Origin of the sequence: Streptomyces sp. CBMA29, from assembly GCF_014596445.1 — a bacterium.
GTDB lineage: Bacteria > Actinomycetota > Actinomycetes > Streptomycetales > Streptomycetaceae > Actinacidiphila.
The window spans coordinates 94888-110349 of the sequence record NZ_MECL01000158.1; the positions used below are offsets into that span (position 1 = coordinate 94888).

Annotated in this window: 11 protein-coding genes and 1 pseudogene; 9 read left to right on the forward strand and 3 right to left on the reverse strand. The window is 70.7% G+C overall.

Going from position 1 to position 15462, the window contains the following annotated elements; all coding sequences use genetic code 11:
- Positions 1–259 precede the first annotated feature (259 nt).
- Together BGM09_RS21480 and BGM09_RS21485 are read left to right on the forward strand one after the other, a co-directional pair.
- A complete protein-coding gene (locus tag BGM09_RS21480) occupies positions 260–586 on the forward strand; it encodes a putative quinol monooxygenase (protein ID WP_188283288.1) in 327 nt (108 codons plus the stop codon).
- On the forward strand, positions 583–1827 hold the full coding sequence (locus BGM09_RS21485) for a helix-turn-helix domain-containing protein (protein ID WP_188283289.1): 1245 nt from the start codon (positions 583–585) through the stop codon (positions 1825–1827). The genes BGM09_RS21480 and BGM09_RS21485 overlap by 4 nt, the downstream gene beginning before the upstream one ends.
- Before the next feature lie 81 nt (positions 1828–1908).
- On the opposite strand, the gene BGM09_RS21490 is transcribed toward BGM09_RS21485, so the two are convergent.
- Positions 1909–2493 (reverse strand): NAD-dependent epimerase/dehydratase family protein, encoded by a 585-nt coding sequence (locus BGM09_RS21490; protein ID WP_317452815.1) that lies wholly within the window; start codon positions 2491–2493, stop codon positions 1909–1911.
- A 326-nt stretch (positions 2494–2819) separates the two neighbouring features.
- Between BGM09_RS21490 and BGM09_RS21495 the strand changes: the two genes are divergently transcribed.
- The 6 genes and pseudogenes from BGM09_RS21495 (at position 2820) to BGM09_RS21520 (ending at position 10169) form a co-directional block, all read left to right on the forward strand.
- Positions 2820–4118 carry an extracellular solute-binding protein gene (locus BGM09_RS21495; RefSeq protein WP_188283290.1) on the forward strand — a complete coding sequence of 433 codons (1299 nt, stop codon included), beginning with the start codon at positions 2820–2822 and terminating at the stop codon, positions 4116–4118.
- Positions 4119–4266: 148 nt separating this feature from the next.
- Positions 4267–5247, forward strand: a complete 981-nt coding sequence (locus BGM09_RS21500; protein WP_188283291.1) for a carbohydrate ABC transporter permease — start codon at positions 4267–4269, stop codon at positions 5245–5247.
- Positions 5248–5260: 13 nt separating this feature from the next.
- Complete coding sequence (locus BGM09_RS21505; RefSeq protein ID WP_188283292.1) at positions 5261–6184, forward strand: sugar ABC transporter permease; 924 nt, start codon at positions 5261–5263, stop codon at positions 6182–6184.
- Between the two features lie 80 nt (positions 6185–6264).
- Positions 6265–7929 (forward strand): annotated as a pseudogene (locus BGM09_RS21510) (glycoside hydrolase family 13 protein); the annotation flags it as partial.
- Positions 7930–8143: 214 nt separating this feature from the next.
- Positions 8144–9235, forward strand: a complete 1092-nt coding sequence (locus BGM09_RS21515; protein WP_188283293.1) for a LacI family DNA-binding transcriptional regulator — start codon at positions 8144–8146, stop codon at positions 9233–9235.
- 37 nt (positions 9236–9272) lie between these two features.
- A complete protein-coding gene (locus BGM09_RS21520; RefSeq protein WP_188283294.1) occupies positions 9273–10169 on the forward strand; it encodes a phosphatase PAP2 family protein in 897 nt (298 codons plus the stop codon).
- On the opposite strand, the gene BGM09_RS21525 is transcribed toward BGM09_RS21520, so the two are convergent.
- Positions 10157–11020: a thioesterase family protein gene (locus tag BGM09_RS21525; protein ID WP_188283295.1), complete on the reverse strand. Its 864-nt coding sequence runs from the start codon at positions 11018–11020 to the stop codon at positions 10157–10159. The two genes, BGM09_RS21520 and BGM09_RS21525, sit on opposite strands and share 13 nt — an antisense overlap.
- Positions 11021–11193: 173 nt before the next feature.
- Between BGM09_RS21525 and BGM09_RS21530 the strand changes: the two genes are divergently transcribed.
- Positions 11194–11469 carry a winged helix-turn-helix transcriptional regulator gene (locus BGM09_RS21530; RefSeq protein WP_223187388.1) on the forward strand — a complete coding sequence of 92 codons (276 nt, stop codon included), beginning with the start codon at positions 11194–11196 and terminating at the stop codon, positions 11467–11469.
- Between the two features lie 680 nt (positions 11470–12149).
- On the opposite strand, the gene BGM09_RS21535 is transcribed toward BGM09_RS21530, so the two are convergent.
- Positions 12150–15176, reverse strand: a complete 3027-nt coding sequence (locus BGM09_RS21535; RefSeq protein WP_188283297.1) for a bifunctional [glutamine synthetase] adenylyltransferase/[glutamine synthetase]-adenylyl-L-tyrosine phosphorylase — start codon at positions 15174–15176, stop codon at positions 12150–12152.
- Positions 15177–15462: the final 286 nt, after the last annotated feature.

Consider the following 15462-nt stretch of genomic DNA (forward strand, 5'->3'; position numbering starts at 1 on the left):
GCCCGCCTCCCGGACGCGGTGTCGCGCCGTGGAGACGCTTCTGAGAGTGGAGGGGAACTGCCGAACCCATCGCCGGGGAGCCGGTAAGCCGTTGGTGGTCATGGGAGTTCGCGCCTCCTCGTCTCCTTCGCCGCGTCGTACAGCAGCGCCACCTCGAAGCTACTAACAGTATTTCTGCTAGTCAAGAATTACTGTTAGCTTTAGGGAGAGCTTCTGCTGTGGGAGACTCCCTGAACGCTGACTCAGAAGAGGTGTGACCATGGGATTCGGCCTGGTGGTGCGGTTCACGGCGCGGGACGCGGAGTCGGCCGTGGCGTTCGACGGCTTGATGGCGGAGACGCTGGAAGGCATCAAGGGTGAGCCGGGAACGCTCGTGTACGTGAACCACTCCGTGCCGGACGAGCCCAACGTCCGCGTTTTCTATGAGCTATACGCGGACCGGGCAGCCTTTGACCGGCACGAGGAGCAGCCACACGTGAAGCGGTTCCTGGCCGATCGGGGGCGGTATCTCCACTCCACCGAAGTCACGTTCCTTGAGGAAGTGGCGGGCAAGGGCATCCCCGAGAGTGAGAAGCGGCAGAAATGACGTCCGAGGAACGCCGCGCCTTCGGCGCACGGGTGGCGCGGCTCAGGTCTCAACGCGGTCTCACCCAAGCCGAGTTGGCCCGGCGGATCTCCCGCACCGCGAGCTGGATGTCGCAAGTGGAGCGCGGGGTGCAGCCCGTGGTCCGGCTCGACGTACTGCGCCTCTTGGCGGACGGCCTCGGCGTCTCGGTGAACGCGTTGCAGCCGGGCGCGTTGGAGGAAACGCCCGCGCCGCCTCCCACGCGCGAAGAGCCGAATGACCTTGACGCCACACGGCTGTTGATCTCGGGGCACCCGGCCCTGGACGCACTGTTCGGGGCGGGGCCCGACGTACGGGACGCCGACCTCGCCGCATTCGAGCACAGCGTCGATACGGCGTGGGACCTGGCCCACGCGGCCAGGTTCACCGAGCTGAACACGGTGCTCGCACCGCTGCTTCCCCGGCTTGAGGCAGCCGCACGCACCGCGGCACGCCCCGAGGCACAGGCCGCCTTGCACGCGCTCCTCGGCCGTCTGTACCAGGCCGTGTCAGCGGCATTCGCCCGGCAAGGCGAGTCGGACGCCGCCTGGGTCGCCGCTGACCGGGCGATCCGTTCGGCGGAGCAGTCGGAACAGCCCTACGCCGTGGGCGCGGCGGTCTTCCGGCTGACCCAGGCGTTCATGCGCGCCCAGCGGCTGGATCAGGCGGAGCACGCGGCCACCAGCGCTGTTGGCGCATTGCACGTCCACATTGAGCGAGAACGGACCACGCCTCCGGAGGCGTGGTCCGTTCTCGGGGCTCTTCACCTCGTACTCGCACTCGTACATGCCAGGGCGGGCCGTCGGACCGAAGCACGGGCGGAGATCACGAAGGCTCGCGAGACCGCCGGACGCCTCGGCGAGAACCGTAACGACTTCAACCTGGAGTTCGGACCGACCAACGTCGAAGTCTGGGCGATCGCTGTCGCCATCGACCTCGGCGACGCGGGCGAAGCCCTCGACATCGGCCAAGGGCTCGACACTTCCGGGCTGTCCACGGAACGGCGATCGCGCCTGCTGATCGACCTCGCGCGGGCGCACACCCAACGGCGCCAGGTCGGCGAGGCGTTGGCGTGCCTGCTGAGCGCCGAGGAACTGGCTGCGGAGTCAGTACGCGCGAGTGCCGCCGCACGTGACTGCGTACGCGAACTGCTCCTCGTCTCGGGCCGCACCGCGCCCTCCGAACTCCTGGAACTCGCGCGCCGATCGGACAGCGCTCCCTAGCCCGGCGGCCTTCGTGGCCTCGTCCAACAGCAGGTACAGCAGGTACAGCAGGCCGACGAGGCTGGTGCGGCTTTCAGCATGTCACGCGGTGCACGGCACCGAGCCCTGCCAGGATCGCGGACTCCTTGTCCGGGCGGAGGCCGTGCTCGGACCATCGGGGGTGGGGGACGGGGCGGGTGTCGGATCGCAGCCAGGACCAGGTGTCGGCGATGGTCGCCGTGAGGAGACGGCAGCGGTGGCCACGTCCCGGACGTCGACCGGCTGGATGCGCTGGTCGGCGGGCGCGGGGGCGAGCAGGGGGCCGCCTCGGGCGGCGCGGGTGAGCCACCAGGGCAGGCGGCCGACGTATTCGCCGGGGCCGAGGATGACGCCCGGTCGGAGCAGGACCGCGTCGGGTCCGAAGACCTCACAGACGGCGGCCTCGCCACCGGCTTCCTGGAAGCCGTAAACGGTCGGGCTGCCGTCCTCGCCGGTGTGACCGTACGTGGCGTCCGCGTCCGGCGGGCACTCAAGAACCGGTGAGTCCTCGGTGAGCGGCTGGTGCGGCCACCCCGCGTAGACGGAAACGGTCGAGACGTGTACCCACCGTCTGGCCTGCGGGCGCAGAGTCCGTACGGCCAGCAGCACGTCACACGGCGGCAGTTCGGAGCTGGAGGTGTCGATCACCGCGTCCCACGGGCCGTGCGCGGCGAGTCGTGCGAGGTCCGCCCGTACGGTCCGGTCGCCGTGGACGGCGTCCGTTCCCCGGGGGTCGGCGGCCGACCGCCCAGCACCAGGATCCTCATACCGAGGATCCTGCCCGACCCGGGCGGCCGGGTGACCCTGACGGCCACCGCGTGGTAACGCGTTTGTCACATCTGAAGCTTCTTGCAGAAAGTTGCTTGCAAGGACTTTCGCAAGGGATTGCATCGCTGTTACGTTCCTGCCCAGCCCGAGCAGTGGAGCCAGTCGGATCTGGGCGAACGGGCACTTCCCTCTTCAAGGAGTCAGGTATGCGACGCGGCATATCCGCCGTGGCGATAGCCGCGGCCATCGTTCTCGGGGTGACCGCCTGTGGCGGTAGCAGTGACAGCAAGGATGACAAGGCGTCGGCGGCGAAGGACCCGGCGGCGGTGACCTGGTCGATCACGTACTGGGACACCTCGGACGCGAAGAACGAGGCTCCGACGTACAAGGCGCTGATCGCGGACTTCGAGGCGAAGTACCCGAAGATCAAGGTGAACTACCAGAACGTGGACTTCACCACGGTGGAGCAGAAGTTCAAGGCTGCGGCGCAGAGCGGCAAGGGCGCGCCGGACGTGATCAGGGCGGACGTCGGCCTGATCCCGGAGTACGCGTCGCTGCACTACATCGCTCCGCTGGACGGGACGGCGGCCGTGACGGACGCCAGTGACTTCCTGGCCGGGCCGATGGACACGACGAAGTACGACGGGAAGACCTACGGGGTGCCGTCGGTGACGGACACGCTGGGGCTGCTCTACAACAAGGACATCTTCGCGAAGGCGGGGATCGCGGCGCCGCCGAAGACGTGGGACGAGCTGATCGCGGACTCGAAGACGATCAAGGAGAAGGTGCCGGGAGTCGCGGGCACGTACGTGAACCCGGACTCGTACTTCCTGTTCCCGCTGCTGTTCGGCGAGGGCGCCGACCTCGCGGACCCGGCGGGCAAGAAGATCACGGTCAACTCGCCCGAGGCGGTCAAGGCGGTGACCAAGGCCAAGGAGGTCTACGACACCTCCTCGCTGAAGGTCGACTTCGCGAGCGCGTACGACAACATGCAGACGTCCTTCAAGACCGGCAAGGTCGCGATGCTGATCCAGGGCCCCTGGTCGGTCAGCGACGACCTGGCGGGCAGCGCCTTCCAGGGCAAGGAGAGCAACCTCGGTTACGCGCCGGTCCCGGCCGGGTCCACCGGCAAGGCGCTGGCGCCGACCGGCGGTCACGACCTGGCGGTCTACCAGGGCTCGAAGAACCTGGACGCGTCCTACCTGTTCACGCAGTTCATGACCTCCTCCAGCAGCCAGCAGCAGATCGCGCTGAAGAACGGCACGCTGCCGACGCGGACGTCCGCGTACACCGCCGAGGTCACCAAGAACCCGCAGATCGCCGGGTTCAAGCCGATCATGGACACCGCCCGGCCGCGGGTGGCGCTGCCCCAGGTCGGCAGCCTGTTCACGCCGCTCCAGCAGCAGTACATCAAGATCCTTCAGGGTGAGACCTCCGTGAAGGACGGGCTCGACGCGGCGGCGAAGGAGTTCGGCAAGCTGCTGCCCGGGTTCACCGTCCAGTAGCCCCCTTTTCTCCGGGCCGGCCGGCCGGGGCCCCGCCACCTGAACAGGCGGGGCCCACGCGCCCGGCCGGCCGGTCCGGTCCCCTCAGCAAAGATCGCCTCACCACAGACCAGCTCACGACAGACCACGCCAGAAGAGCCGAGGAGCGATGACCACCGCCACCATGGACACCCCCGCCCGGGGCAAGGCCCCCCGGCCGGGCCTCAGGACGTCGCTGCGGCGGTCCTGGGACAAGTACTGGTACGCCTGGGTGATGGTCGCCCCGGTGCTCATCGTCATCGGCGTGCTCGTCCTCTACCCGCTGGTGTACGGGATCTACCTGTCGCTCACCAACGCGACCGAGATGAACGTCGCCAAGGACATCGGCCCGGTCCACATCGGCGCCACGTACGACTTCGTGGGCCTGCACAACTACTGGCAGATCATCTCCGGCAAGGACGGCGACTTCTACCCGCGGCTCCAGTGGACGGTCATCTGGACCGTGTCCTGCGTCGCGATCACGTACGCCATCGGCCTCGGCATGGCGATGCTGCTCAACCGCCCGGTGCGCTTCCGCCTCTTCTACCGGCTCGCGCTGATCCTGCCGTGGGCGGTCCCCGCCTTCATCGGCGTCTTCGCCTGGCGGCTGATGTTCAACTCGCAGTACGGCGTCTTCAACGACATCATCACGCACATGGGAATGCCCGCCCAGGACTGGCTGGGCACGCCCTTCGCGCAGAAGATCGCGGTCATCATCGTCAACGTCTGGTGCGGCGTGCCGTTCATGATGGTGGCGACCCTGGGCGGCCTCCAGTCCATACCCAGCGAGCTGTACGAGGCGGCCGAGATGGACGGCGCGACGCCGTTGCAGCGGTTCCTCAACGTGACGCTGCCGGGCCTGCGGCCGGTCACCAGCACGGTGATCCTGCTGAGCACCGTGTGGACGTTCAACATGTTCCCGATCATCTTCCTGCTGCTCGGCAACAACACCACAGGGGACACCGACATCCTGGTGACGTACGCCTACGAGAAGGCGTTCACCGGAGTGTCCGACTATTCGGGCGCCGCGGCCTACGGCATCGTCATCCTCCTCATCCTTGTGGCCTTCTCCACCTTCTACCGCCGCCAGTTGAAGTCCGAGCAGGCATAGGAGCCGGATCACCATGAGTGCCACCACCCACAGCGGCCCGGCCGCCACCGCCCCCGCCGCCCGTACCGGCGCGGCCCCCGGGTCCGCCGCCACGCGCCGCAAGTACCGCCCGCGCGGCACCCGCAGCCGGGGCGCCTCGCTCGCGCTGCACACCACCTTGCTGGTGGCGAGCGCCGTCGCGGTCTTCCCCGTGCTGTGGATCGTCTTCATCTCGCTGGGCCCCAGCACCTCGTGGCAGCAGCCCAGCGAGGTCATGCGCCATCTGAGCCTGGGCAACTACCGGTTCGTGCTGTTCCACACCAACTTCCCCAAGTGGTTCCTCAACTCGGTGATCGTGGCCGCGGCCACCACGGTGCTCGGCGTGCTGATCGCCTCCAGCGCCGGATACGCGATCTCCCGGATGAAGTTCCCCGGGCACAAGTCGCTGATGTGGACCTTCCTGATCACGCAGATGTTCCCGGTGGCCGTGCTGATCGTGCCGCTGTACAACCTGATGGCGCAGCTCGACCTGATCGACACCTACCTCGGCCTGGTCCTCGTCTACTGCACGATCTCGGTGCCCTTCTGCGCCTGGATGCTCAAGGGGTACTTCGACACGATCCCGCGCGACATCGACGAGGCGGGCCGGGTGGACGGCCTGACCCCGTTCGGCACCTTCTGGCGGCTGATCGTGCCGCTGGCCCGGCCGGGCCTCGCGGTCACCGCCTTCTACAGCTTCCTCACCGCGTGGGGCGAAGTCGCCTACTCCAGCCAGTTCATGAGCAACAAGCACTCCACGCTGGCGGCGGGCATCCGCACCTTCGCCTCCGACCAGCGCGCCGACTGGGGCAGCATGACCGCCGCCTCGGTCGTGATCGCGATCCCCGCGGGCATCGTCTTCCTGCTCGTCCAGCGCCACCTGGTGGCCGGCCTCACCGCCGGAGGCACCAAGGGCTGAGGCCCACGACCTCAACGCGCTTCACCCGCAAGCCAGTTGTCGTTCCCCCGCCACGTAGGCCCGGAACAATGAAGGAAACCATGAGCCAGCACCTCACGCACACCGCCAGCCCGGCCGCCACTACGGCGGCCGAGCGCAGAGACTGGTGGCGCGACGCGGTCATCTACCAGGTCTATCCGCGCAGCTTCGCCGACGGCAACGGCGACGGCATGGGCGACCTGCCCGGGATCACGGCCCGGCTGCCGTACCTGCGCGAGCTGGGTGTGGACGCGGTGTGGCTGTCGCCGTTCTACGCCTCCCCGCAGGCCGACGCCGGTTACGACGTGGCGGACTACCGGGCCGTCGACCCGATGTTCGGCACGCTCAACGACGCCGACGACCTGATCAGGGCCGCGCACGCGCTGGACCTGAAGGTCATCGTGGACCTGGTGCCCAACCACTGCTCGGACCAGCACGAGTGGTTCAAGCGGGCGCTGCACGAGGGTCCTGGCTCGCCGCTGCGGGACCGCTTCCACTTCCTGCCCGGCAAGGGCGCGGACGGCGAACTGCCGCCCAACGACTGGGAGTCCATCTTCGGCGGCCCGGCCTGGACCCGTACGGTCAACCCGGACGGCACGCCCGGCGAGTGGTATCTGCACCTGTTCGCGCCCGAGCAGCCCGACTTCAACTGGAACCATCCGGCGGTGCACGACGAATTCCGCTCCGTGCTGCGCTTCTGGCTGGACCTGGGCACCGACGGCTTCCGGATCGACGTCGCGCACGGCCTGGTGAAGGCCGAGGGCCTGCCGGACATCGGGCACGCGGAGCAGCTCACGCTGCTGGGCACGGCGGCGATGCCGTACTTCGACCAGGACGGTGTGCACGAGATCTACCGCGGCTGGCGAAGGATTCTGGACGAATATGCGGGAAACCGGATCGCGGTCGCCGAGGCGTGGACGCCGACGATCGAGCGGGCCGCGCTCTACCTGCGCCCCGACGAGCTGCACCAGGCGTTCAACTTCGAGTATCTGAGCACCCCTTGGGACGCGCCGGAGCTGCGCAAGGTCATCGACAAGTCGCTGACCGCGATGAGCGCGGTGGGGGCGCCCGCCACGTGGGTGCTGTCCAACCACGACGTGACCCGGCACGCGACGCGCTTCGGCAACCCGCCGGAGCTGGGCACGCAGCAACGCGAGCCGGGCGACCGGGAGTTGGGGCTGCGCAGGGCGCGGGCCGCGGTCGTGCTGATGCTGGCGCTGCCGGGTTCGGCGTATCTCTACCAGGGCGAGGAGCTGGGCCTGCCGGACGTGACGGACCTGCCGGACGACGTACGGCAGGACCCGTCGTTCTTCCGCGCGGCCGGGCAGGACGGCTTCCGTGACGGCTGCCGGGTGCCGATCCCGTGGTCGGGCGACGAGGCGCCGTACGGCTTCGGTCCGGCGGGCGGGCCGAGCTGGCTGCCGCAGCCGAAGAGCTGGGCGGGCCTGAGCGTCGAGGCGCAGACGGGCGACCCGGCGTCGACCCTTGAGCTGTACCGGGCGGCCCTCGCGGTGCGCCGGGAGCACCCGGCGCTGGGCGCGGGCGCCGCGGTGACGTGGCTGGACGCGCCCGAGGGGGTACTGGCCTTCCGCAGGGGCGGCGGGGAGGAGCCCGGGGCCGGGAGCTTCGTCTGCGCGGTCAACCTGACCCGCGAGCCGGTGTCCGTGACGCTTCCCGGCCCCGGACGGATGCTGCTGTCCAGCGACAGCGGCCGTCACACGGGCACGGGCGTGGGCACGGGCTCCAGCTCCAGCAGCGGCAGCGGCTCCGGCTCCGGCTCCGGCAGTGGTGACGTCAGCGGTGACAGCGATGTCAGCGGCGGCTCGACGGCGGCCGTCCCGAACACGGAGAATGGCAGCATTGAGCTGACTATCTCCGCAGACACGGCAATTTGGTGGGCGATCTGACGTGGTGGCGTTCCGTCCCCTAGCATCCGGTGCTGTGACCGCGCGGCTCGCTGACATCGCAGCCCAGGCGGGGGTCAGTGAAGCGACGGTCAGCCGGGTACTCAACGGCAAACCCGGTGTCTCCACGACCACCCGTGAATCCGTACTGGCCGCGCTCGACCTCCTGGGGTACGAGCGGCCGGTCCGGCTGCGCCAGCGCAGCGCCGGACTGGTCGGGCTGATCACCCCCGAGCTGCTGAATCCGATCTTCCCGGCGTTCGCGCAGATCATCGGACAGGCGCTGACCCGCCAGGGGTACACCCCGGTACTGGCCACCCAGACGCCCGGCGGGTCCACCGAGGACGAACTGGTGGAGATGCTGGTCGAGCGGGGGGTGGCCGGGATCATCTTCGTCTCCGGTCTGCACGCCGACTCGGCCGCCGACATGGAGCGCTACGCCAGGCTCCAGGGCCAGGGCGTGCCGTTCGTGCTGATCAACGGCTTCTCGGAGAAGGTCGACGCGCCGTTCGTGTCGCCGGACGACCGGGACGCGGTCCGGCTGGCCGTCACCCATCTCGCGGCGCTCGGCCACCGCAGGATCGGCCTGGCCGTCGGGCAGAAACGGTACGTCCCCGTACAGCGCAAGATCGAGGGCTTCACGGCCTCCATGGCGGACGTGCTGGGCCTGGCGGAGGACGAGGCGCAGGCGCTGGTCCAGCACTCGCTGTACACGCTGGAGGGCGGTCAGGCGGCGGCGACGGCGCTGATCGCCTCGGGCTGCACCGCGATCGTCTGCGCGTCGGACATGATGGCGCTCGGCGCGATCCGGGCGGCCAGGCAGCAGGGCCTGTCGGTGCCGGAGGACGTGTCGGTGGTCGGATACGACGACTCGCCGCTGATCGCCTTCACCGATCCGCCGCTGACCACCATCAGGCAGCCGGTCGCGGCCATGAGCCAGGCCGCGGTGAACGCGCTGCTGGAGGAGATCGGCGGCACACCGGCGCCGCACAGCGAATTCGTCTTCCTGCCCGAGCTGGTCGTTCGAGGTTCGACAGCCGCCGCGCCGACCGTGCGGAACACGCCCGTGCCCGCACAGAAACCCTCCTCAAGGGGGACGGGCGGCACGCAGGATCCGACCGAAGGCTGACCTGCGATACGGGGCGAATCTGGCAGACTGGTGTCCCATGGGGGAACCGACTGCGAAGACTATGAGCGGCCGTACGACCGCCTCGCCGCGCTCCACCGGTTCCACTCCCCCGGATGGAGCGACCGGCGTGGCCCGCACGGAGCCCCGCCACACCCTCATCAGGCGCATCCGCACACCCCGCAGACCCCGGCTCTGGTTCGAGATCCTGCTGATCGGCGTCAGTTACTGGGTGTACTCGCTGATCAGGAACGCGGTTCCGGAGCAGAAGACCGTCGCCCTGCGACACGCCGCGTCGGTGTGGTCCTTCGAGAACCACCTCGGCCTCGCGATCGAACGGTCCGTCAACCACGCCGTGAATTCGGTGACCTGGCTGATCGTCATCATGAACTACTACTACGCCACGCTGCACTTCATCATCACCATCGGCGTGCTGGTGTGGCTCTACCGCCGCCATCCGGGGCGGTACGGCCCGGCCCGTCTGGTGCTCTTCGTGACCACCGCCATGGCTCTGGTGGGCTTCTACTTCTACCCGCTGGCGCCGCCCCGGCTGATGACGGGCGGCGGCTTCATCGACACCGTCGAGGTGCACCACACCTGGGGTTCGCTGTCCTCGGGCAACCTGGCGCATGTGTCGAACCAGTACGCGGCCATGCCGTCGATGCACATCGGCTGGTCCCTGTGGTGCGGCATCACCATCGCGATACTGGCCAAGCACACCTGGGCGAAGGCGCTGGGCGCGCTGTACCCGGTGTTCACCCTCACCGTCATCATCTCCACCGGCAACCACTTCTGGCTGGACGCGGTCGGCGGTGTGGTGTGCCTGGCGGTCGGTTACGGGATCTCGTACCTGGTGTACGGGCGCTGGCTGTACCGAATGCCGCGCCAGCCGGTGGAGGCGGTGTCGACCCGGGCGTCGGACCCTCAGACGGCGTGATGCGGGGCCACGTACAGCGTCTGGAGCGCGAAGCCGTGGTAACCGGCGGTGTCGGCGAGGCGGGTGCTCGTCGTCCCCCCGCCCGCCCCGTCCAGAGCTGACACGGCGTCCAGCGCCACCCAGGGGCCGACCGGCGGGCGAAGGAAGCTCAGCACGAGGTCGAGGTTGCTGAACAGGTGGGTGCGGAAGTCCAGCGCGGCGCTGAAGCCGCTGGCGCCGTCCGAGACGAGGACGGCCCGCTGGGTGCCGGAGGTCGTCTCGCCCGCGACGAGCGGGAATTTCGGGCGTACCCACACCGTGGCCGGTCCCGGTGTCGTGACGAATCCGGCGAGGTAGCGGTAGTCCATGGACGCGATCCAGCCATGGTCCAAGTGGCCGGGGAGCGGGTCGGCCGGGACGACGTCGTCGGGGTCCGGCAGCGGCGGGGCCTGGACGGGGACGTCCGGTACGAGGCCGGGTGAGCGCCGGCGCCACCAGGCGCGGGCCGAGAGGACCACTCGGCCGTCGACGCTCAGCTCACCCGCGAGGAGCTGGGCGCGCCTGCCGGGCTTGAGGACGGAGGCGCGGACGCGGACCGGGCCGACGGGGACGGGGCCGTGGAAGTCCATGGCGATTTTCGCGAGGTGGCCGTCGGGTTTGCTGTCGGGGGTGCCGTCGGGTTTGCCGTCAGGGGGGCCGTCGGGGTCGCCGTCCCGCGCCGTCGCCGCGATCAGGGCCTCGAATGCGCGGACCAGCAGCGCGCTGGGCGGGCCGCCGTGCTGGAGCTCGGGCGACCAGGGGCCCTGGGTGGCGTCCGTCGCCACGAAGGACCCGTCCGGGTCGGGCTCGTAGAAAGCGGTCGGTTCGCCCATCCCTGTTCCTCCAGCTCGTGCGCGTTTCGCATTCCGTAACGCCTGGCACCACCGTATGATTACGGAATCAGAAGCGCAAGGAGGGGCGGGGGCGGATGGAGGACGGTGTGGGTGGCAGGGGTGTTCCCCGGCCGGGCGGCGAGGTTCGCGGCTCCCGCAGCGGGCGGCCTCTGATGGCCGCGCTTGATCTGCTGGGGCGGCGCTGGGCGCTGCGCATTCTCTGGGAGCTGCGGGACGGGCCGGTCGGCGCTCGCGACCTGCGTGAACGGTGCGACGCGATGTCGCCGAGCGTTCTTTATCAGCGGTTGCGGGAGCTGGCCGCCGCTGGGCTGCTCGCGCAGGGGGATCAGGGGCGTTACGGCCTCACCTCTGTCGGGGCGGGCTTGGCCGAGGCCATTGCGCCCTTGGACGGCTGGTCCCGCACGTGGGCGGAGACGCTTTCCGACTAAGTGCCTTGTCTTTTCCCGCCCGCCCACCCGTGCGGGTGCTTTCTTCGTCTGCGGGTGCCGCTTGTGCCTGGTCGGTCCCGGCCCGGGGTACCTCCTCGAAATCCGTAACACCTGGCCTTGGGTATCCGGTGCCGTTCCTGTCAACGTATTTCTGCGGGGGCACCCCGCCCCGTCCCCTCCGGTACATCGGCGTCCGCCTGTCCGGTGGGGGTGGCCGGGAGGGGGGTGGGCGGGTTCGGGTACGTCGGCGGGTGCCTGTCCGGTGGGGGTTGCGGATGAGGGTGGGTGGGTTTGGGTACGTCGGCGTCCGCCCGCCGGTGGGGGTTACCGGGGAGGGGGTGGGTGGGTTTGGGTATGGCGGCGTCCGCCTGTCTGGTGGGGGTGGGCGGGATCATCCACGTCGGCAGCCGCCGGGCCGCCGTAGCTGAGGGGGCGCCGAACACCGCAGGGGCACCCCGCCGCTCCACCAACCTCCCCCTCCCCCCAAGTGGGCAGCGGAGGGGGGCGGGGGCGGAGGGGGAGGGGTTCGAAATGCTGCCGGATATTTGTGGCGCGGAAGGGGTCACCGGATGGGGAGTGCCAGAAGCGCCGTAAATATACCGATTTCGAACCCCTCTCCCGCAGCCCCCGCCCCCCGACCCACGAACGACCCGAGCCGAACCGAGCCGAGCCGAACCGGGCTACTCGTAGGCGTAGAAGAGGCGTTCGACGACGGCGCGGGCGCGGCGGGTGCGGCGGCGGTAGTCCTCCAGCATGTCGCCGACGTGGCCGGGCGGGTAGCCGAGGTAGCGGCCGACGGCGGCGAGTTCGCGTCCGTCGCTGGGGAAGGTGTCGCCGGGACGGCCGCGGACGAGCATGACGGCGTTGCGGACGCGGGTGGCGAGGACCCAGGCGTCGTCGAGGACGGCGGCGTCCTCGGAGTCGATGAGCCCGGCCTCGCGGGCGGCGGCGAGGGCCGGGCGGGTGCCGGTGGTACGCAGGGCGGGGAGCCGTCCCGCGTGCTGGAGCTGCACGAGCTGAATCGTCCACTCGACGTCGGACAGCCCGCCGCGCCCGAGCTTGGCGTGCGTGGTGGGGTCGGCGCCGCGCGGCAGCCGCTCGGTCTCCATCCGGGCCTTCAGACGCCGTATCTCGCGGACCGCCTCCTCTTCGAGGCCGTTCTCCGGGTACCGCAGCGGGTCGACCAGGGCGGTGAACCGCGCGCCGAGGTCCGCGTCGCCCGCGACCGGCAGGGCGCGCAGCAGCGCCTGGTTCTCCCAGATCAGCCCCCAGCGCCGGTAGTAGGCGGCGTACGACGCGAGGCTGCGGACCATGGGCCCGCTCTTGCCCTCGGGCCGCAGATCGGAGTCGACCAGCAGGGGCGGGTCCGCGGTCGGGATCTGGAGCAGGCGGCGCAGCTCGTCGGCGACGGCGAGCGCGGCGCGGGTGGCCTCGCCCTCGTCCGCGCCGTCGAGCGGTTCGTGGACGAAGAGCACGTCGGCGTCCGAGCCGTAGGCCAGCTCCCGGCCGCCGAAGCGGCCCATGCCGATGACGGCGAAGCGGGTGGGCAGCGGGTGCGCGTCGTTGCCGGTGACGTGGTTGACGGCGGCGCGCAGGGCGCCCGCGAGCGTCGCGGCGGTGAGCCCGTAGATGGCGGTGCCGACGCGGTCGACCAGCGCGGCGGGGTCCGGCGGCTCCTCGGGCGGCTCCTCCGGGGCCTCCTCGTCGTCGCCGTAGGTGTCGATGAGGTCGGCCGCGGCGGTACGGAACAGCTCGCGGCGGCGTACTCCCCGTACCGAGGCGATGGCCTGCTCGGGGGTGTCGGCGCGGCCGACGGCGGCCAGCACCTCCTGTTCCAGGGCGGTGTGGTCGCGCGGCACGAGACCGTCGGCGGCGCCGAGCAGCGCGACCGCCTCGGGGGCGCGCATCAGCAGGTCGGGGGCGAGCCGCCCGGAGGAGAGCACACGGGCCAGCCGCTGCGCCGCCGCGCCCTCGTCGCGCAGCAGCCGCAGATACCAGGGGGTCTTGCCGAGCGCGTCGGAGACCTTGCGGAAGCCGAGCAGCCCGGCGTCGGGGTCGGCGGAGTCCGCGAACCAGCCGAGCAGCACCGGCAGCAGCGTGCGCTGGATGGCGGCCTTGCGGCTGACGCCGCTGGCCAGCGCCTCCAAGTGGCGGACGGCGGCGGCCGGGTCGGCGTAACCGAGCGCCTGGAGACGCTGGCGGGCCGCGTCGGTGCTGAGCCGGGTCTCCTCGCCGCCGAGCTGGGCGACCGCGTCCAGCAGCGGCCGGTAGAACAGCTTCTCGTGCAGCCGCCGTACCTCCATGGCGTGCCGCTTCCACTCCCGGTTCAGCTCGGCGACCGGGTCGGCGCGGAAGCCCAGGCCGCGGCCGAGGCGGCGCAGTCCCGCCTGGTCGTCGGGGACGAGGTGGGTGCGGCGCATCTTCTGGAGCTGGATGCGGTGTTCCATCAGCCGCAGGAAGCGGTAGGCGTCGTCGAGCGCGGCGGCGTCGGTGCGGCCGACGTAGCCGCCCGCGGCGAGGTCGGCGAGCGCGGTCAGCGTGGTGCCGCTGCGCAGCGACGGATCGGTGCGGCCGTGCACGAGCTGGAGGAGCTGCACGGCGAATTCGACGTCGCGCAGGCCGCCGGGGCCGAGCTTCAGCTCGCGTTCGATCTGGGCGGCGGGGATGTTCTCCACGACGCGGCGGCGCATCTGCTGCACGTCGGTGACGAAGTTCTCGCGCTCGGCGGCCTGCCAGACCAACGGGCGGATCGCGGCCAGGTACTCCTCGCCGAGCGCGTCGTCCCCGGCGACCGGCCTGGCCTTGAGCAGCGCCTGGAACTCCCAGGTCTTCGCCCACCGCCGGTAGTAGGCGAGGTGGCTGGAGAGCGTACGGACCAGCGGCCCGTTCTTGCCCTCGGGCCGCAGATTGGCGTCGACCGGCCAGATCGTGCCCTCGGCGGTGGTGTCGGAGCAGATCCGCATCATCCGGGCGGCCAGCCGGGTCGCGGCGCGTACGGCCGTGCCCTCCGCGTCCTCCTGGCCCGCCGTGTCGTCGGCCGGTTCCACCACGTAGACGACGTCGACGTCGGAGACGTAGTTCAGCTCGTGGCCGCCGCACTTGCCCATGCCGATGACGGACAGCCGGCAGACGGCGGCGTCGCGCGGGCTCTCGGCGGCGGCTATGGCCAGCGCGGCGCGCAGGGTGGCGGTGGCGAGGTCGGCCAGTTCGGCGGCGGTACGCACCAGATCGCTGGTGCCGCACACGTCACGGGCGGCGATGCCGAGCAGGCAGCGGCGGTAGGCGACGCGCAGCGCGTCGGGGGTGTCGGCGCCCGAGAGGGCCCGGACGAAGTCGGCGACGCCCGGATGCAGGTCGGCGGACTCGTACATCACCAGCGCGTGCCAGTGGGCGGGGTGCCGGGCGAGGTGGTCGCCGAGGGCCTCGGAGGCGCCGAGGATGCCCAGCAGCCGGTCGCGCAGCGGCTTCGCCGTCGTGACGGTGTCCAGGAGCGTCCGCCGCTCCGCCGGGTCCAGCGCCTCCGCGAGCCGTACCAGGCCGATCAGCGCCTGGTCCGGGTCGGCCGTCGCGCCCAGCGCCTCCAGCAGGACCGGGTCCGTCCTGACCGTCGACAGCTCGGGCAGCTCCAGCAGCCGCTCGGCCGCCGCCGGGTCCGTGAAGCCGTGCCGCAGCAGCCGCGTGAACGTACTGCTCCGGCGTCCCTGCATCGGCCCTCCCGGCGGGTCATGTGGTGTGGCGGTGTAGCGGGTGTGGCGGGTACGGCGGCGCGGCGAGTACGGCGGGTGGCACATGGCTGTGGCGCGTGTCCCGTACCCCGGAACGGTCCCGCGCAAGCCCGGATCGATCAAGGCTTCCGTCTGAGCGTAACCCCCTGCGGGGGGCTCGGGAGCGGGAGCGCGGCCACCCGGCCGCCCGGGGCGCTGGCCGGACCCGCCCGGGTCCGTTGCCGGGAGCCGCACCGGCGCCGAGACGCCGCCCCGCCCCACCATCCGC